This is a genomic window from Pectobacterium carotovorum, from assembly GCF_033898505.1.
Classification (GTDB): domain Bacteria; phylum Pseudomonadota; class Gammaproteobacteria; order Enterobacterales; family Enterobacteriaceae; genus Pectobacterium; species Pectobacterium carotovorum_J.
Genome location: NZ_JAXAFK010000007.1, coordinates 145,843 through 164,953 on the forward strand (window position 1 = coordinate 145,843; position 19,111 = coordinate 164,953).

At 55.8% G+C, this 19,111-nt stretch carries 17 protein-coding genes; 5 read left to right on the plus strand and 12 right to left on the minus strand.

Annotation, left to right across the window (positions count from 1 at the left end; genetic code table 11):
• Positions 1-19 precede the first annotated feature (19 nt).
• The gene (fadE, locus tag R9X49_RS21670) at positions 20-2,467 is read left to right on the plus strand and encodes an acyl-CoA dehydrogenase FadE (RefSeq protein WP_319850330.1); all 2,448 of its coding nucleotides are present in this window, start codon (positions 20-22) and stop codon (positions 2,465-2,467) included.
• Positions 2,468-2,818: 351 nt separating this feature from the next.
• The gene (gene yajD / locus R9X49_RS21675) at positions 2,819-3,169 is read left to right on the plus strand and encodes an HNH nuclease YajD (RefSeq protein ID WP_039277633.1); all 351 of its coding nucleotides are present in this window, start codon (positions 2,819-2,821) and stop codon (positions 3,167-3,169) included.
• 113 nt (positions 3,170-3,282) lie between these two features.
• Here yajD and mtnK read toward each other — a convergent pair whose 3' ends face one another.
• Positions 3,283-4,485, minus strand: a complete 1,203-nt coding sequence (gene mtnK, locus R9X49_RS21680) for an S-methyl-5-thioribose kinase (RefSeq protein WP_319850331.1) — start codon at positions 4,483-4,485, stop codon at positions 3,283-3,285.
• A gap of 171 nt (positions 4,486-4,656) precedes the next feature.
• Between mtnK and mtnA the strand changes: the two genes are divergently transcribed.
• Entirely contained in the window at positions 4,657-5,691 is a 1,035-nt protein-coding gene (gene mtnA / locus R9X49_RS21685; protein ID WP_319850332.1) for an S-methyl-5-thioribose-1-phosphate isomerase, read from the plus strand.
• Positions 5,692-6,051: 360 nt separating this feature from the next.
• On the opposite strand, the gene R9X49_RS21690 is transcribed toward mtnA, so the two are convergent.
• From R9X49_RS21690 to R9X49_RS21700, 3 genes are read right to left on the minus strand one after another with little or no spacing between them, the layout of a single operon-like run.
• Complete coding sequence (locus tag R9X49_RS21690) at positions 6,052-6,597, minus strand: 1,2-dihydroxy-3-keto-5-methylthiopentene dioxygenase (RefSeq protein WP_039508764.1); 546 nt, start codon at positions 6,595-6,597, stop codon at positions 6,052-6,054.
• The gene (gene mtnC / locus R9X49_RS21695) at positions 6,594-7,283 is read right to left on the minus strand and encodes an acireductone synthase (RefSeq protein WP_319850333.1); all 690 of its coding nucleotides are present in this window, start codon (positions 7,281-7,283) and stop codon (positions 6,594-6,596) included. The genes R9X49_RS21690 and mtnC overlap by 4 nt, the downstream gene beginning before the upstream one ends.
• Positions 7,280-7,897, minus strand: coding sequence for a methylthioribulose 1-phosphate dehydratase (locus R9X49_RS21700; RefSeq protein WP_319850334.1), 618 nt, complete (start codon positions 7,895-7,897; stop codon positions 7,280-7,282). The genes mtnC and R9X49_RS21700 overlap by 4 nt, the downstream gene beginning before the upstream one ends.
• 188 nt (positions 7,898-8,085) lie before the next feature.
• On the opposite strand from R9X49_RS21700, the gene R9X49_RS21705 reads away from it, so the two are divergent.
• Together R9X49_RS21705 and R9X49_RS21710 are read left to right on the plus strand one after the other, a co-directional pair.
• The gene (locus R9X49_RS21705; RefSeq protein WP_319850335.1) at positions 8,086-9,243 is read left to right on the plus strand and encodes a pyridoxal phosphate-dependent aminotransferase; all 1,158 of its coding nucleotides are present in this window, start codon (positions 8,086-8,088) and stop codon (positions 9,241-9,243) included.
• Positions 9,231-9,998 (plus strand): amidohydrolase, encoded by a 768-nt coding sequence (locus R9X49_RS21710; protein ID WP_319850336.1) that lies wholly within the window; start codon positions 9,231-9,233, stop codon positions 9,996-9,998. Before R9X49_RS21705 ends, R9X49_RS21710 begins: the two co-directional genes overlap by 13 nt.
• A gap of 59 nt (positions 9,999-10,057) precedes the next feature.
• Here R9X49_RS21710 and cysI read toward each other — a convergent pair whose 3' ends face one another.
• From cysI to R9X49_RS21750, 8 genes are all read right to left on the minus strand, one after another.
• Entirely contained in the window at positions 10,058-11,752 is a 1,695-nt protein-coding gene (cysI, locus tag R9X49_RS21715) for an assimilatory sulfite reductase (NADPH) hemoprotein subunit (protein ID WP_319850337.1), read from the minus strand.
• Between the two features lie 366 nt (positions 11,753-12,118).
• Positions 12,119-13,372, minus strand: coding sequence for an allantoate amidohydrolase (hpxK, locus tag R9X49_RS21720; RefSeq protein WP_319850338.1), 1,254 nt, complete (start codon positions 13,370-13,372; stop codon positions 12,119-12,121).
• A complete protein-coding gene (locus tag R9X49_RS21725; protein WP_319850339.1) occupies positions 13,369-14,613 on the minus strand; it encodes an alanine--glyoxylate aminotransferase family protein in 1,245 nt (414 codons plus the stop codon). The genes hpxK and R9X49_RS21725 overlap by 4 nt, the downstream gene beginning before the upstream one ends.
• 50 nt (positions 14,614-14,663) lie before the next feature.
• Positions 14,664-15,407: an amino acid ABC transporter ATP-binding protein gene (locus R9X49_RS21730; protein ID WP_319850340.1), complete on the minus strand. Its 744-nt coding sequence runs from the start codon at positions 15,405-15,407 to the stop codon at positions 14,664-14,666.
• Positions 15,388-16,041 (minus strand): amino acid ABC transporter permease, encoded by a 654-nt coding sequence (locus tag R9X49_RS21735; RefSeq protein ID WP_155116522.1) that lies wholly within the window; start codon positions 16,039-16,041, stop codon positions 15,388-15,390. Before R9X49_RS21735 ends, R9X49_RS21730 begins: the two co-directional genes overlap by 20 nt.
• Positions 16,041-16,706 (minus strand): amino acid ABC transporter permease, encoded by a 666-nt coding sequence (locus R9X49_RS21740; RefSeq protein WP_319850341.1) that lies wholly within the window; start codon positions 16,704-16,706, stop codon positions 16,041-16,043. The genes R9X49_RS21735 and R9X49_RS21740 overlap by 1 nt, the downstream gene beginning before the upstream one ends.
• Before the next feature lie 12 nt (positions 16,707-16,718).
• Positions 16,719-17,525, minus strand: coding sequence for a transporter substrate-binding domain-containing protein (locus R9X49_RS21745; protein WP_319850342.1), 807 nt, complete (start codon positions 17,523-17,525; stop codon positions 16,719-16,721).
• A 633-nt stretch (positions 17,526-18,158) separates the two neighbouring features.
• Positions 18,159-18,998, minus strand: coding sequence for a MurR/RpiR family transcriptional regulator (locus R9X49_RS21750; protein WP_319850343.1), 840 nt, complete (start codon positions 18,996-18,998; stop codon positions 18,159-18,161).
• Positions 18,999-19,111: the final 113 nt, after the last annotated feature.

Below are 19,111 nucleotides of genomic sequence, written 5' to 3' on the forward strand. Positions count from 1 at the left end.
ACAATGCTGGAGACACGTTATGGTTGCTGTCAGTATCCTCCTACTACTGATTATCATCGGAGCGATGTTTTATCATCGGCTCAGCCTGCTGCTCGGCAGCGCCATTCTGCTGGCCTACTTCGCAGCCATGTCCGCGATGTTACTGTGGCCCGTCTGGTTGATGATTCCGCTCGTGATTCTGCTGATTCCGATTACGGTGCCTTCTCTGCGCCAAAAGCTGGTTTCCGCTTCCGCGCTGCACATGTTCCAGAAAGTCATGCCACCGATGTCGAACACGGAAAAAGAAGCAATTGATGCTGGGACAACCTGGTGGGAAGGCGACTTGTTTCGCGGCGCGCCGGACTGGAAAAAGCTGCATAACTACCCTCGTCCGCAATTGACCGCCGAAGAGCAGGCGTTTATCGACGGGCCGGTTGCTGAAGCCTGCCGGATGGCAAACGACTTTGAAATCACCCACGAACGCGCCGATATCCCACCAGAACTGTGGGAATTTTTAAAAGAGCACCGTTTCTTCGCCATGATCATCAAGAAGCAATACGGCGGGCTGGAATTCTCGGCTTACGCACAGGCGCAGGTGCTGCAAAAACTGGCGGGCGTCTCCAGTATTGTGGCAATCACCGTCGGCGTGCCTAACTCACTCGGCCCCGGCGAACTGCTACAACACTACGGAACGGAAGCGCAAAAAGATCACTACCTGCCACGTCTGGCACGCGGTCAGGAAGTCCCCTGCTTTGCGCTGACCAGCCCGGAAGCGGGCTCGGATGCAGGTTCGATTCCCGATACCGGTATTGTCTGCTACGGCAACTGGCACGGCGAACAGGTTTTAGGTATGCGCCTGACCTGGAATAAACGCTACATCACACTCGCGCCAGTCGCTACCGTGTTGGGGCTGGCCTTTAAGCTGTACGATCCCGACCATCTGTTAGGCGATGAAGACGACGTAGGTATTACCTGCGCGTTGATTCCGACGGATACCGACGGCGTTAAAATCGGCCGCCGCCATTTCCCGCTGAACGTTCCATTCCAGAATGGGCCGACGCAGGGTGAGAACATTTTTGTCCCGTTGGATTACATCATCGGCGGCGCGAAGATGGCGGGTCAGGGCTGGCGTATGCTGATGGAATGCCTGTCAGTCGGGCGCGGTATTACGCTGCCGTCCAACTCCACCGGCGGACTGAAGTCCATTGCTCTCGGCATCGGTGCTTACGCGCACATTCGCCGCCAGTTCAAAATCTCTATCGGTAAGATGGAAGGCATCGAAGAGCCGCTGGCACGCATCGCGGGTAACGCTTATGTGATGGACGCCGCCGCCACATTGATTACCAGCGGCATCATGCAGGGTGAAAAACCGGCGGTGCTCTCGGCTATCGTCAAATATCACTGTACCCACCGCGGTCAGCGCAGCGTGATGGATGCGATGGATATCGCCGGGGGCAAAGGTATCTGTCTCGGCCCGACCAACTTCCTGGCGCGCAGCTATCAGGGCGCACCGATTGCGATCACCGTGGAAGGGGCAAATATCCTGACGCGCAGTATGATCATCTTCGGGCAAGGCGCCATCCGCTGTCACCCTTATGTGCTGGAAGAGATGGCAGCGGCGCAGGAGAACGACGTATCACGCTTTGACCGTGCGCTGGTTGGTCATATCGGCCACGTCGGCAGCAACAAGGTGCGCAGCTTCTGGCTTGGGTTGACCAACGGCCGCCTGAGTCGTGCGCCAGTGAACGACAAAACACGCCGCTACTATCAGCAGCTCAATCGACTCAGCGCGAACCTGGCCCTGCTGGCGGATGTGTCGATGGCGGTTCTGGGCGGCAGCCTGAAGCGTCGCGAGCGTATCTCGGCGCGTCTGGGGGATATTCTCAGCCAGCTCTATCTGGCTTCTGCGACGCTGAAACGCTATGAGGACGAAGGGCGTCAAAAAGCGGATTTACCGCTGGTGCACTGGGGCGTGCAGGACAGTCTGCATCAGGCCGAGCAGGCGCTGGACGATCTGCTGCGTAACTTCCCGAATCGTGTTGTTGCAGGGCTGCTGACGTTCATCATCTTCCCACTGGGTCTGCGCTGCCCGGCCCCGTCTGACCGCCTCGACCATGAGGTCGCGAAGATTCTGCAAACGCCGTCAGAGACGCGTAATCGTCTGGGACGCGGTCAATATCTGGTTGCCAGCGAGCACAACCCGGTCGGGCTGCTGGAAGAGGCGCTGCTGGATATCATCGCCGCCGAGCCGATTTATCAACGTCTGTCTAAAGCCAGCGACAAACCGCTGCCGTTCATGCGACTGGATCAGTTGGCAGAACAGGCGCTGGTGGAAGGTCAGATTACCGCAGAAGAAGCGAATATTCTGACCAAAGCCGAAGCCAGCCGCTTACGTTCAATCAACGTGGATGACTTTGCGTTCGATGCACTGGCCGCCAACAAGCCCGCGCCCGTACCGCAGCCGGAAAGAAAAACCGAAGCAGCATAAACAGAATCAGGCCAGTTATACCGGCCTCAGACCTTTGATATTTGAAGAACGAAAACGGTAGTAACGGAATAGAAGAGTAAAGCGTTTGCGCCAGGGACAAAAACGTCAGGAACGTTTTTGAACGTCGCTAGCGACGGCCCTGAAAGGGTGAATCTCAGGGATGAGATTCATATCTGCGCAAGCCGAGCGCACAGGGACGTGTTTACAGCGTCTTTACGACCTATCCGTTACTACTGCTCAATGGCCTTTGTTCACAATCTCAGGCCGCCAATATGGCGGCCTGTTCTTTCTTTTAGACGCCCATCAGTTGTAAAATCTACGTCATCTTTCCTTCTGAATGAAACCCGACACATGGCTTACATCCCCAAGAACTACGCCAGACTTGAAAGCGGCTACCGCGAAAAAGCGCTCAAACTTTTCCCGTGGGTGTGTGGTCGCTGTTCACGCGAATTCGTCTATTCCAACCTGCGTGAATTAACCGTTCATCACATCGATCACGATCACAGCAATAACCCGGAAGACGGCAGTAACTGGGAAATGCTGTGCCTCTACTGCCACGACAATGAGCATTCAAAGTATACCGATGCGGATATGTACGGTTCGACTGTTGTCGCGGGTGAAGATGCGCAGAAGGATGTCGGCGTTGCCACTCATAATCCTTTCGCGGATTTGAAGGCGATGATGAATAAAGGGAAGAAATAATCTGTTGCCGCTCCCATCCGGTTCACGATGGGAGCGACGAATTGCATCGTACAGCAACTAATTCATGGTGCCACGAAGCATTAAATAGCCCAGTTCATTAATCGTGCCGCGAATCAGGCACCGCTCTGCCGTACACGCGCCAGCAGCGCGTCAACATCTGCAATATGCGGAGCCGCCAGCACCAGCGTTCTGCCCAGTGAAATCGCATGACGCTGACACGCTAAACGCGCTTCCGTCTCCTGAATGCCGTCCAGATCGGCGACGTGCGCCAGCCCAATCGTGCGGCGAATCAGTTCGGTGCCACAGTAGCCAACGGCATCCCGCCACACTTGCTGTAAAAACATCGCAGCATAGCCCGACTCCGCCAGCGCCGGATCGCAGCTGTCATTTTCGCTCAACGTCAGAAAACGGGCGGAAAAGGTCTGCCACAGCGTACGAATATCTTCCAGACGTCGTTCACGCCCCGCCGCTGCCTCACGCGGTGCCAACAGCCCCGGCAGGCCACAATAATTCAGCAGCAGGTTGCCAATTGCCGTGCCAACATCAAAACCTATTGGTCCATAGAAACCGAATTCAGCATCAATCGCCTTTAAACGCCCTTCTGCGACAAAGATCGACCCACTGTGGAGATCACCGTGGAGCAGCGCTTCGGCTTTGCTCAGGAAGCCGTGCTTCAGTCCGGCAACTGCCAGCTTCAACGCCCGATCGTCACGCAACGCCTGTACATCCGGCGTCAGCGCAGCGTCAAACTGGTTTCTTTCATGGTCGATATAGGGGTCGGTAAAGAAGAGATCTTCGGTAATCTGACACAGCTCAGGGTTAGTGAACTGGCTTACCGCGGCCTTCTTCTCATGCGGGTGCTGATGAAAATCAGAAGTGTGGAATAACGTTTGTGCCAGATATTCTCCCAGCTGTGCCGCCGCCTGCGGATAATCCGCGCCGTTAACCAGCTCGCTGCGCCAGATGCGATGATCGGAGAGATCTTCCTGCACCATCACCGCCAGTTCGGGATCGTGATATAGCACGGTCACGGTATGCTGCGGGCAAAACTGCGCGTGCGTCAGCAACGTTTCGGCTTCAATGCGGGCGCGGTCAAGCGTCAGCGGCCAGGATTCCCCGACGCAGCGCACGTAGGGCAGCGCCTGTTTGACGATCACTCGACTAACGCCCGTTTCATCTTTAATTTTAAACACCAGATTCAGATTGCCATCGCCGATCTCTTCTGCGGCTACCAGCGTCTGCGGCTGACTGACACCGCCGTACTGGCGGGCATATTCAACAGCGTCATCCGCCGTAAAAGTGCGGTAAAGTGACATTCCAACCCCTCGCTATTCTGCCATCAAAACTATTTCCGAAATCAAAACCGTTTCCGCAATCAAAACGATTCTAAAACCAAAGATACGGACATAAAAACGTTCGGACGTCTATACATCTATCAGGCATCTTGGCAGAATAAGAATATCGATGCAACATGGATTTAACGACCTATGCAGACACTTAACACAACCAGCCTGAAAATCGTTGATAACCAACTGTGGATCCTCGACCAGCAGGCGCTACCGCAAGAAAAACGCTGGCGCCCTTGCCTGGATGTCGCCTCACTGGTTGAACATATTCAGACGCTGCGAGTACGCGGCGCCCCGCTGATTGGCCTGTCCGCGAGCCTGCTACTCGCGCTGCTGGCGGAGAAAGGATTATCGCAGGCCGAACTGGCGCAGGCGCTGGAGACGCTGAGAGCATCGCGCCCTACCGCCGTGAACCTGATGAACAATCTGGATCGCATGAAGCTGGCGCTGGCACAGCCGCAGTTTGTCAACGCGCTAGTGCAGGAAGCTCTGCGGCTGGTAGAAGAAGATCGCGCGCTGTGTGAACGCATTGCCGATCACGGCGCAGCGCTGGTGAAACCCAACAGCCGCCTGCTGACCCACTGCAACACTGGCGGACTGGCAACGGCAGGTATCGGCACCGCCATCGGCGTGCTGCTGCGTGCGCATCAGCAGGGAAAGGTCACTCAGGTGTGGGTCGATGAAACGCGCCCGCTCTTACAGGGAGGACGTCTCACGGCCTGGGAGTTGGGTGAGCTAGGCATTCCTTATCAGCTAATCTGTGATTCGATGGCCGCCAGCCTGATGGCGCAGGGTCAGGTCGATGCGATTTGGGTCGGCGCAGACCGCATTGCCGCCAACGGCGACGTCGCCAATAAGATCGGCACCTACAGCCTCGCGGTGCTGGCGCACTATCATCAGATTCCGTTTTATGTTGCGGCACCGCACACCACGCACGATCCCACGTGCCCGGACGGTCGAGCCATCCCTATCGAACAGCGCGCCGCCGCCGAAGTCACCGGCGTTTCCGGCAGCTTCGGTCACTGCCAGTGGGCACCGCAGAACGCCGCGGTATACAACCCAGCGTTTGACGTCACCCCCGCCGAATTAATCAGCGGCTGGGTACTCGACACTGGAGTGGTCACGCCACAGGACGTGAAAGAAGGGATATTTCAGATGGCGTTGCAAAGCAATTGAGTGGCAGAAAACGCCATTTTTCTATGTCCGATAGCGCGAATATTTCGGGCGTGTTAATTGCTCGATTCTTCTGTGATTTCATCACACGCCCGACAAGGAGCGCTCAATTGCCGCAGCTCCTTGACCACTGGCTTTCGGCGTGAATTGTGCCGCTGCGCGGTGCCTTCGGCGTTCATGATTGCTTGAGGGCCGCCAGTGACGCGTTCCCGACGCGGCACTGGCTCTCGCCGCATCCATGCGGCTCACCCAGCCCTCATGCCCACCTCAGCACAATTTTTTACGCCTATAAAAAATCGGTCAGATGCTTACAAGCATCTGACCGATAAAAATGCCCTTTCATCTTAAATAATTAGCGGTGCGCTAGCGCTCCAACTTCGGATACGCATCGGCGATCTTATCGCCGGTAAAATGCGCGATCCACCCTTCCGGGTTATCGAACAGGCGGATGGCGGTGAAGTGCGGTTCCGGCCCCATATCAAACCAGTGCGCCGTGCCCGCCGGTACGGACAGCAGATCGTTCTTTTCACACAGGATCTGGTAAATCTTGCCGTTCAGGTGCAGACAGAACAGCCCCGCGCCTTCCACGAAAAAGCGCACTTCATCTTCGTGATGCACATGCTCGGATAAAAACTTGGTGCGTAGCTCCGCACGCTGCGGGTTATCAGAACGCATGCTGATGACGTCCCAGCTCTGATAGCCTTTTTCTGCCACCAGCTTATCGATTTCATGCTGATAGGCCGCCAGCACTTCCTCCGACGACGGCGCGTCGCTCAGCTTCTGGCTGGCTTCCCAGCGTTCAAAACGCACACCAATTTCGTTCAGTTGCTTCTGAATCGCCTCAGCATCCTGACTTTGCCAAATCGGCTGGCTTGCATCGCTGTCGCTAAAAATGGTTAATCCACTCATTGGGCGTACTCCGGTAAGTCGATCTGGTCAAAACGTGCCACCTGACGGTGACGGCTTACGTTATCCGCGTCATCACGAATAAGCTGACAGGTGTGCCAACCGGCTTCCTGTGCGGCATCCAGCTCCTGACGAATGTCCGACAGGAACAACAGTTGCTCCGCCGGTAGCCCGATGGCTTGTGCAATCGTGCGATAAGAGTCGGTCTCGCGCTTCGCACCGACGCGCGTATCAAAATAGTCGCTGAACAGCGGGCGTAGATCGCCAGCGTTGCTATAGCCGAACAGCAACTGCTGCGCTTCCACCGAGCCTGACGAGTACACATACAGGCGCAGGCCCTGCTGTTGCCATGCGGCGAGCTGCGCCGCCACTTCAGGATACAAGTGCCCCTGAAAATCACCGTTGCGGTAGCCCGCCCGCCAGATAATACCTTGCAGCAGTTTCAGCGCGGTAGATTTACGATCTTCATCCATAAACTGGTTCAGCGCGGCGATCAGCGTCTCGCTATCCGCATCCGGCTGACCCAGCTCCTGACGCAATGCGTTCAGCGCCTGCGCAATCTCAGGCTCGCTACCGTGCTGCCGAACGGTGTCGGCCAGACGTTCGCGGGCATAAGGAAACAGCACGCGGTGAACAAAACGGATGTCGCTGGTAGTCCCTTCAATATCCGTCACAATGGCCTTAATCATGCTTTCGCCTCCAGCAGTCGCCGTTGCAATTCACACTGGAACAGGAACTCCAGCCCTTCCAGATGACGACGCGCTTCTTTCACCGTCGCGCCCCAGCAGTAAAGGCCGTGGCCGCGTACCAGAAAACCGTAGCGAAGCGGCGTGTGGCTGGCATACTCGGTTACCCGCTGCGCCAGCGCCGGAATATCCTGATCGTTATCGAAAATCGGGATCGCCACGCGATCCAAATGGGTGATTTGCCCCGCCAGCGACTTCTGCATTTCATAGCCGTGCAGCACCAGTTCAGCGCCCTTCTCTACACGGGATAATACCGTCGCGTTCACCGAGTGCGTGTGCAGCACCGCGCCGATAGTCGGCTCGCGGCGATACAGCAGCGTATGCAGCCCCGTTTCCGCCGACGGCGTGCGGCCACTTGGCACGTGGTTAGTAGCAATTTCCACCAGCAGGAAATCCTCTGCCTGAAGGCTGCCTTTATCTTTACCCGATTCGGTAATCAGGCACTGCGCTTCATCAAGGCGTACGGACATATTGCCGCCCGTCGCCGGACACCAGCCCTTCTCACCTATCCAGTGGCAGGCCGCAAGCAGCGCCGTCAATTGTTGATTTTCAGTCATGAGGCTTCCCGTTTTTGGTCCATTTTTCTAGCAACGTTTCTGGATGCTTTTTGGCGATTTAGATACTTTTGTTATGTCTTAGTACATAAAAGCATTTAGCCGTTTAAACGTCCAAGCGTCTTGATTGCCAAATACTAACAGCATGTTATATTACGAGGCAATACAGGCTTGCAGGAGTCCTACCCGCTATGAGCGCCGCGTTAATCCCCGACAGTAAACTGCCTTCGCTGGGCACCACCATCTTTACTCAGATGAGTGCGCTGGCCCAACAGCATCAGGCCATCAATCTATCACAAGGTTTCCCTGATTTTGACGGCCCGGACTATTTACAGCAGCGGCTGGCGTATCACGTCAGTCAGGGCGCCAACCAATATGCGCCGATGACCGGTGTGGCGCCGCTGCGTCAGGTGATTGCCGAAAAAACGGAAGAACTGTACGGCTGGCGACCGGATGCCGACAGCGAAGTGACCGTCACGGCAGGCGCGACCGAAGCGCTGTTTGCTGCCATTGCGGCGCTGGTACGTCCCGGCGACGAAGTCATTTGTTTCGATCCCAGCTATGACAGCTATGCACCCGCTGTGACGCTGGCTGGCGGCGTACTCAAGCGCATCGCCTTGCAGCCGCCCACGTTTCACGTGGACTGGTCGCATTTTGCCGATGTGCTGAGCGATCGCACCCGGCTGGTTATTCTGAATACGCCGCACAATCCGTCCGCCACCGTCTGGCAGAAAGCGGATTTCGAGCATCTGTGGCAGGCGATTGCCGCGCGTAACATCTTTGTGCTGAGCGATGAAGTCTACGAGCACATCTGTTTCGACAGCGAAGGGCACGCCAGCGTGCTGGCACACCCATCGCTGCGCCAACGCGCCATCGCCGTTTCATCATTTGGTAAAACGTTCCATATGACCGGTTGGAAAGTCGGCTACTGTGTCGCACCTGCGGTATTGAGCGCAGAAGTGCGTAAGGTTCACCAGTATCTGACGTTCTCCGTGAACACACCCGCCCAGTTCGCCCTTGCCGATATGTTGCGTGAACAGCCGCAACACTGGCGTGAACTGCCCGATTTTTACCGTGCCAAACGTGATCGCTTCATCAATGCGCTGGCGGGTAGCCGTTTTGACATTTTGCCCTGCGAAGGCACCTACTTCCTGCTGGCGGACTATCGGGCGATTTCCGATCTGGACGATGTCAGCTTCTGCCGCTGGCTGACCGAGCACGTTGGCGTTGCCGCCATTCCGCTTTCCGTCTTTTGCGCCGATCCGTTCCCACATACGTTGATTCGGCTATGCTTTGCTAAACAGGAAGCCACGTTGGATGCCGCTGCGGAGCGTTTATGTCGACTTTAAAGATTTCATTGCTGCAACAGCCGCTGGTCTGGCGCGATGGGGAAGCCAATCTGCGCCACTTCGATACCTTATTGGCGGAGATAGGCGGACGTGATGTTATTGTGCTGCCGGAGATGTTCACTACCGGCTTTGCGATGGAAGCTGCCAAAGGCAGTCTGGATCAATCGGTTGTAGAAGCGTGGCTGCATCAGTGGGCGCAGAAGACGAACGCGCTGATCGGCGGCAGCGTCGCGGTAAATACGCCGAAAGGCGCGGTGAACCGTTTCCTGCTGGTCGATCCGCACGGCGAGGTGCATCACTACGATAAGCGCCACCTGTTCCGCATGGCGGACGAACACCACCACTATCAGGCAGGCACGGAGCGCGTCACCCTTGAGTGGCGCGGCTGGCGCATCTGCCCGATGATCTGTTACGACCTGCGTTTCCCGGTCTGGTCGCGCAATCGGCAGGACTACGATCTGGCGCTGTATGTCGCCAACTGGCCTGCGCCTCGCGCAGCACACTGGCAGACGCTGCTGGCCGCGCGCGCCATTGAAAATCAGGCCTACGTTGCAGGCTGTAACCGCATCGGCACCGACGGCAACGGCCACAGCTACCGTGGCGATAGCCTGATTATTAATGCACAGGGAGAGATTCTGGCCTCTGCCGCCCCCAACCAGCCCGCCCGTCTGGACGCCGAGCTGTCGCTGGAAGCGTTGCAAAGCTACCGGGAATCCTTCCCCGCCTGGCGCGACGCCGACCGCTTTACGCTATAGAGACCGAACGCATCATCCCAACCCCGTCATATAAAGATGAGGTTGGGAAACCGTTTCAGCTACACCGCCGTATGAAAATCCACGGGCGCATTAAGTACAGGCATAACAATTTTCGCCCTGATAACAAAATCACCAAAGCCTTCACCCGCCGTCCTCTCTTTCGCCCATAAACCAATCAGCCGTTCGATTTCGCTAAGTAATGTCGGTACGTCGATATTATCTTTATATAAGCGAGGAATGCGCGTCCCTTTACGATTGCCACCAATGTAAAGGCTATAGCGCCCCACCGCGCGTCCAATCAGTCCCACCTCCGCTAACATGGCTCGTCCACAGCCATTTGGGCAGCCAGTGATACGAAAAACGAACGACTCATCACCTACGCCATATTGGTGTAGCAGATGCTCTATCGCTGAAACCACATCCGGCAGAACCCGCTCCGCCTCGGCCATCGCCAGCGGGCAAGTGGGAAACGAGACGCAGGCCATCGAATCCTTACGCTGTAACGATAGCGATGACCCCAGCAATCCATACTGCCGAGCTAGCGCATCTATCTGCGCTTTGTCTTCACTTGCCACCCCAGCGATGATGATGTTCTGATTCGCTGTCAGGCGAAAATCACCTTTATGCACGTTGGCAATTGCCGCAATCCCGCTTTTATTCGGTAAGCCCGGTTTATCCAACAGACGCCCGCTGGGAATAAACAGGGTCAGGTGATGTTTGCCATCAATCCCGTCAACCCAACCAATACGATCGCCACGTTCAGAAAAGACATAAGGTCTCAACGGAGAAAACGTCACTCCGCTACGCCGCTCGACTTCAGCTTTAAAGACATCGACCCCGACACGTTCAAGCGTATATTTTGTCTTCGCGTTACGGCGATTCTCACGATTCCCCCAATCGCGCTGGGTCGATACCACCGCTTCGGCAATCGCCAGCGTATGCACCAATGGGATAAAACCAAACTCCGTCGCCAGACGAGGATACGTGCTGGTGTCTCCCTGCGTCATCGCCAACCCGCCGCCCACCAATACATTGAAACCAACCAACTGGTCACCCTCACCGATGGCAACAAAACTCAGATCGTTGGCGTGAATATCCACGTCATTCTGCGGCGGAATAACCACTGCCGTTTTGAATTTTCTCGGCAGATAACTTTTTCCCAAAATCGGTTCTTCATCAGTCTGAATAATTTTCTCTTTATCCAGCCACACCTCGGCATAAGCATGGGTACGCGGTAAAAGGTGCTCAGATATTTTCTTTGCCCATTCCCAGGCCTGACGATGCAAAATAGATTCAACCGGGTTAGCCGTACACAACACATTACGGTTAACATCCCCTGCGGTGGCTCGCGAATCCAACCCGAGATGATTAAGCAGTTTATGTACCGGCTTGATGTCATCTTTAAGCACGCCGTGCAGTTGCACCGTCTGTCGATTGGTAATACGAATGCTGCCATAAAGCGTGTGCTCGTGCGCAAAGGCATCGATACCTAACCACTGATGCGGCGTAATGATCCCACCCGGCAAGCGGACACGCAGCATAACGGTATGCAGTGGCTCTAATTTCTGAGCGATACGTTCTTGCCTGATGTCCCTATCGTCTTGTTGATACATCCCATGAAAGCGAATTAGCTGAAAGTTATCTGCGACAAATCCTCCCGTTAACGGGTCGGCCAAATCGTCTTGAATGGTTCCTCGCAGATAATTACTTTGTGTTTTAAGCCGTTCATTATCCGACAGTTTTTTATCACTCATTATGCTATCTCACTCGTTATTATTTATTGGAATAATACAAACGAAGTAAAACAGCGATAATTCTGCGTATACAGATACAGTCCTTTCGCTTTCACCTATAACAGTAAATTATCCATAAAAAACAACACACTCACGCTTCAAACCGAAAATAACAAATAAACATTTCATATAGCGATAAAACATATCTACGATATAAAAAACAAATCCGGTTATGCCATTAAATATCAGAGTTGTTATATGAAAATAAGAACAATAAGCAGGAGAACGCTAAGGAAAGGATAATACCGCTCAGGCTAAAGGCTGCCTGAGCGATGTCAGAATGATGATTCAATCAGAAAAATAAAATACCTATCGTTACCTATTACATCACGCCACTTGATGCACCGTGCGATAAAGTGCTGACAGCGCCAGCGCCACATCCGCCGTGGTCACGGATTCGTCAGGATGGTGGCTGATGCCACCGCGACAGCGAACAAACAGCATTGCCACCGGCCAGCATTCGGCGATGGCAATCGCATCGTGCCCCGCGCCGCTTGGCAGCATCAGCGTTTTCCCCTGCACCTGCGTCACCGCGTCGTTTAGTACCGACTGCAACGCGGGATCGCAGCGGGTGGCCGCGATACGATAATACTCTTCGGCGCTGAACTGGCAGCCGCGCTGGTGTGCAATAGCCTGCCCTAGCGTCAGGAGTTTCTCTAACAACGCATCCAGCGGTGTATCCTCCGGCCCGCGAATATCCAGCGTCATCTTCACCTCACCGGGGATGACGTTCACCGCGCCCGGTAGGCACTGCAACGTGCCAAATGTAGCGACCAGATGAGGATCGCTTTCCCGCGTGACCCGCTCTGCCTGCGCCATCCAGTCCGCCGCCGCCGCCAGCGCATCCTGCCGCTGCGTCATCGGCACCGTGCCCGCATGCCCCGCCAGCCCGAGGAACGTGCAGTTCAGCCGCCGCGCACCGTTAATCGCGGTGACCACTCCCAGCGCCAGATCCTGCTGTTCCAGACACGGCCCTTGTTCGATGTGCAATTCCAGATAGGCGGCGATATCGCTGACCGGACGTGCGGCCTGTGCCACTTCAAGCGGATCCAGCCCCGCAATAGTCAACGCCTGCGCCACGCTAGTGCCTTCTGCATCCTGACAATCCAGCCAGTTCTCCGGCCAGGTGCCCGTTAACCCTCGGCTGCCCAGCAGCGTAATACCAAAACGCGTACCTTCCTCATCGCCGAAACCGATGATTTCCAGCGCCACGGGCAAACGTATCCCCTGTTGATGGAATGCGCGCACGACTTCAATTGCCGTCAATACGCCCAGCATGCCGTCATATCGTCCGGCATTGCGCACCGTGTCCAGATGCGAACCGAGCAACAGCGCTGGCGCATCCGGTGTTAATCCTTCATAGCGGCCACAAATGTTGCCCACGCTATCCTGCCAGACGTTCATACCCGCTTCGCGCATCCATTCTCCCACCTGCGCATTGGCACGCAGGTGCTCCAGCGACAGATAAACGCGGGTCAGTTGGCCGGGCGTTTCGCTGATTTCAGCCAGCGTATCGCAGCGCGACATAATCTGCTCAGCAGCGGCCCGTGCAGCAGCGGGCGACATCAAGATTTCACTCATGCACGTCCCTCATCCGCCGTGTAACAATTCCAGGCGGCCTGCAAGGCTTCGCCCTGCACGGTGCGGAAGCCAAGGCGATTCAGCACCGCCTCCAGCGCCGTCAGCGTTTGCATCACGCAGTCTTTACGCGCGTTGTAGCCCATCGTGCCGATGCGCCAGATCTTGCCCTGAAGTGGGCCAAATGAGGTGCCGATCTCAATAGCGAAATCTTCCAGCAATAGCTTACGCACTTGCTCACCGTGCACACCGTCAGGAATCACCACGCCCAGTACGTTATTCATTTTGTGGGGCAACGAACCAAAAGTTTCCAGTCCCATTCCCTGAATCCCCGCCACTAACGCATTACCATGCAGCGCATGGCGGCCAATACTGCGATCCAGCCCCTCTTCGAGGATCGTTCGGGCACATTCGCGGGCGGCAAACAACATGCTCGTCGCCTCCGTATGGTGGTTCAGACGCTCCGGCCCCCAGTAATCCATTACCATGCCCAGATCGAAATAGTTGGAATAGATCATCTCGTCATCGCCATCCTGATGCGCGTCCGTTCGGATCCCTTGTTCTACGCATTTACGACGGCGGATCACCGCTTCCATCTGCGGGCTGAGCGTGATCGGTGAACTGCCAGACGGCCCGCCGAGACACTTCTGCAATCCAGCGGAAACCGCATCCAATCCCCATTTATCCGTTTCCAACGGGTTGCCGCCAAAAGACGCCGTCGCATCGGTATAAAACAGCACGCCATGACGGCGGCAAATTTCGCCCAGCTCTTCCAGCGGTTGCAGCATGGTGGTGGAGGTGTCGCCCTGCACCGTCAGTAGCAGGCGCGGGCGTACCGCTTTGATCGCATCTTCAATCTGATCTGGCGAGAACACCTCGCCCCACGGCACTTCGATAGTATGAACGTCAGCGCGACAGCGGCGGGCAATCTCGCATAGCAGATGACCAAAACGACCGAACACCGGCACCAGCACCTTGTCGCCGGGGCGGATCGCCGACAGCAGAATCGCTTCGATCCCCGCGCGCGAAGTGCCATCAACCAGCATCGTCCAGCGGTTTTCCGTGCGGAAAAGCTGACGATAGAGTTCCATGACCTGATTCATGTAGTTCGTCATCGCGGGGTCATACTGGCCAACCAACTGGCTGGCCATTGCCCGTAATACGCGCGGATCGGCATTGATCGGCCCCGGCCCCATCAGTAAGCGATGAGGTGGGTTAATTTGCGCGTACAGTTCGCTGCTCATGGTTATATGCTCCAAACTTTTGTTTCGACTTACACATTCGACAAGCGTCATTACGCTTCCGATAGTCCCCGGACCGAGGCGATAAACTGTTTCAATTCACGAGTCTGCGGGTTAGCAAACAGCGTTTTGCTGTCGCCCTGCTCCCAGACGGTGCCCTGATGCATAAACACCACGCGGTCACCCACTTCACGGGCAAAATTCATTTCATGCGTCACCAGAATCAGCGTCATCCCTTCTGCGGCCAGCTGTTCCAGCACTTTCAGCACTTCGCCGACTAATTCAGGATCGAGCGCCGAGGTAATTTCATCGCACAGCAGGACTTTCGGGTTCATCGCCAGCGCGCGGGCAATCGCGACACGCTGCTGCTGGCCGCCCGACAGGTTGGCAGGATAGTAGTGAAGGCGCTCACCCAACCCGACTTTATTGAGCATCTGTTCGCCCAGCTCATGGCATTCCGCTGCGCTTTTACCCAGCACGCGACGCGGTGCCAGCATCACATTTTCCAACGCTGTCATGTGCGGAAACAGATTGAAATTCTGGAACACCATCCCGACCGAGCGGCTGATTTCCCGCGCCTGTGAATCCCTGTCGGTGACCGTCATCCCGCCCAGTTTGATGCTGCCGTCCTGATAGCCTTCCAGACCGTTCATACAGCGCAGGAGCGTGCTCTTACCGGAGCCGCTGCGCCCGATGATCGAAATGACTTCGCCCATTTCGATATCCAGATCCACCCCTTTCAGGACATGGTTCTGGCCGTAATACTTTTGAACCTGATTAATGGTGATGAGCGGCATTGAATTTCTTCTCCAGATAGCGGCTGTAGTAAGAGAGCGGATAGCACATCAGGAAGTAGCCCAGCGCCACCAATCCGAACACTTTAAACGGCTGATAGGTCACGTTATTCAGCATGGTTCCCGCTTTGGTCAGTTCGACAAATCCGATGATTGACGCCAGCGCGGTGCCTTTAATGACCTGTACGGAAAACCCCACCGTGGGCGCGATGGCGATACGCATCGCCTGCGGCGCAATCACCCGATAGAGCGTCTGGCCGAAATCCAGCCCGAGACAGCGCGAGGCTTCCCACTGCCCTTTCGGCAAGGCTTCCACGCTGCCGCACCAGATATCAACCAGAAAGGCGCTGGTAAATAACGTCAGCGCCAGTGCCGCCGCCGTCCACGGGCTCACATCGATGCCGAACAGCGCCAGCCCGAAAAAGGCAAGAAACAGCTGCATCAGCAGCGGCGTGCCCTGAAACAGTTCGGAATACAGATGGACAAAGCGCGTCGGCCATTTGCGTTTGGTCAGCCGCAGCAGCATCAGCGGAAACGTCACCAGCGCGCCGCCGATGAAGGCCGTCAGCGACAACAACAGCGTCCAGCGCGCCGCCAGCAGCAGGTTGCGCACAATATCCCAGTCGGTAAATGCCATTATGACTGACTCCCTAAGAAACGCCGTCCCGCCAGCAGCAAGAGTTGCCGCATCAGGACAGACAGCGCCAGATAACACAGCGTGGTCGCCAGATACACTTCAAAGCTTAAAAACGTACGGGACTGAATCAGGTTGGCGGCAAAGGTCAGTTCCTCATAAGACACCTGCGACACGACCGACGATCCCAGCATGACGATGATGCATTGGCTGACCAACGCCGGATAAATCCGCTGGAGCGCGGGCGGCAGAATGACACGTAAAAAGGTCTGCACCCGCGTCAGCCCCAGCACGCGGGCCGCTTCCCACTGGCCTTTCGGCGTCACCTGAATCCCCGCACGGATTATCTCGGTACTGTACGCACCGAGGTTAATCAGCATCGCCAACAGCGCGGCCTGCCCGGCGGTGAGCTTCCAGCCCAAACTCGGCAAACCGAAGACGATGAAGAACAGCTGCACCACAAACGGCGTATTGCGGATCAGCTCGACGTAGATTCCCCACAGCCGACTCAGCAGGGTGGGTTTGCCGCTGCGCAAGGCCGCCCCGCAGATACCGATAGCAATACCGCCGAGGGTGGCCATGACCGTCAGCTCAATGGTGACCCACAACCCCGCCAGCAGCTCAGGCCAGAACGGAAACAGCGCGGAAAAATTAAGCTGATAGGTCATGGCGTGCTCCTATTAAGCCTTGATGCTGGCCGGCAGCGGCGCTTTCAGCCATTTTTCCGACAGGGTATTGAGCGTGTTGTCTTTCAGCGCCTGCTCAATTAACGCATCGACTTTCGCTTTCAGCGCGGGTTCATCCTTTTTCAGCCCGATGTAGCACGGCGAATCTTTCAGCATAAACTTCGCCACTGGTGCTTTCGTCGGGTTCTGCTCAGCGATAGCCGCGACAACCAGGTTCCCCGTCGCAACATATTCCACCTGCCCGGACAGATACGCCGACAGCGTGGTGTTGTTATCTTCGTAGCGCTTAATCTGTGCGGCTTTCGGCGCGATATCCGTCAGTACCATGTCTTCTACCGCACCACGCGTGACGCCGATGCTTTTGCCTGCCAGCGCTTCTGATGATGTCAGCGTGCTGTCTTTCGGCCCAAATACACCGAGGAAAAACGGCGCATAGGCGCGGCTGAAATCGATCACTTTTTCACGCTCGGCGTTTTTGCCCAAGCTGGAGATCACCAGGTCAACTTTGTTGGTTTGCAGATACGGCACGCGGTTGGCGCTGGTTACCGGAACCAGCTGCAACTTTAGTTTCATCTCTTTCGCCAGATAGCGAGCAATATCGATGTCATACCCCTGCGGTTGCAGATCCGTCCCGACCGATCCAAACGGCGGGAAATCCTGCGGCACAGCGACACGCAGCACGCCGCGCTTCTCGATATCCTGCAACTGATCGGCCATCGCGCTACCGGCCTGAACCAGTAACATTGCCGCGCCCATCACCGCCAGTAACCCTTTTTTGATGCCCAGTTTATTGATCAACATCGTCTCTGCCCCCGGTTAGTGTAATTGAAACGAAAGATTCTTTAAAAACAAATATTGAAACTATCGTTACAGACATTAAGCAAGTAGCATGCCAGATCACGTGGTTACCTTTGACTGTGAGGAACAACGTAGAAGGTCAGAGAATCATGCTGGAATATGGCATAGCTGTGGATATGGAATATTGAAGAACAGTTTCGGGCGTGATTACAGAGAGATCATTTATGCAACTCATGCACCACGCCCGACGTAGGGCTGCTCAGTCGCCGCAGCCCTACGAACCCTGGCTTTCGGCGTGAATTATGCCGCTACGCGGTACATTCGAAACGCGTGTCATCCTGTCGAACCGCCTGTGACGCGCTCCCGACGCGGCACAGGCTTTCGCAGCGTCCATGCTGCTCATTCGGGATGACCCGCATTTCTCATCATAATTTTTTACGCCTATGAACAGATAACAACGAGAAACAATCCACAGCACTGCGTCACAAAAATAATCCGGTGCTATCACGCCCGAAACGATCTGCATGACTATATGACAGATCCACATGACGGCATGACACATAAGGGCATCAGAAGAACACCAAACACCAACCAAATTGCACCATATTGGTGCAATAGCACCATCCCAACGCCCCATTAGCGTTGTTCAAGCTCATCCAGTTCACCATAAAGATCCGCGATCTGGTGGATACGCTGGCGTCCATCACGCAGCATTTCATGCAGTAGCGCATTGCTGACTACATTCACCAAACTCATGGCGGAGGAATAGCTGTCAAACGCCGAGACGCTGTCCAGCGGGACGCACAATGACCAGGTTGCCAGCGGCATCAACGTGCTGACCTGTGGTTCACACAGCAGCAGCACAGGCACACCGCGTTTTTGCAGCTGCGCCAGCAGCGGCTGAATCAGGCGCGGGCGGCGACGAAAGGCCACCACAATCACGACATCCTGCGCAGTGAGATCCACCAGCTCTTCGGATAGCGTCTGCCCCGGCTGCGTCAGCAGCGTGACCTGTTGGCGAATCTGGAGTAGCTGTTGGCGCAGGTGCAGCGACACCGGATAGCTATTGCGCAACCCAATCAGGCACAAACGCTGCGCCTGCATCAGCGCCTGAATCACCACGCCAAACTGCACAGGGTCAATTTGGCTTATCCACTGCGTCAGATTCGCCATCTCCTGCTTGTAATGCCGCGCCAGCAGCGTATTGCCCTGCACGGCATCGCGGTTATCCGCCAGCGGCATCCCACTCTGGCGCAACGTTCTGAGCTCATCGCGCATGTCGCGGTAGCTGGGGTAGCCCAGCCGTTTGAACAACCGGCTGACGGTCGCTTTGGAGACGCCGCTCAGCCGCGCCAGCTCGGCGCTGTTGTAGCTAATTAAATCGTCAAAGTGATCGAAGATGAAATCCGCGACGCGCTGCTCCTGCGGTGAAAGTTCGCCATAGCGATCCCGTAATCGTTCATCTATTTGCATCATCGTCTCTCACCCATTGCGCTTGCTGTAACGTTTGTTTCATGTCGCAGAACATAGCACAGGATTGTCGGGATGATACAGATACCCCTTTTGGAACCGCAGACAGACTTTCCAGC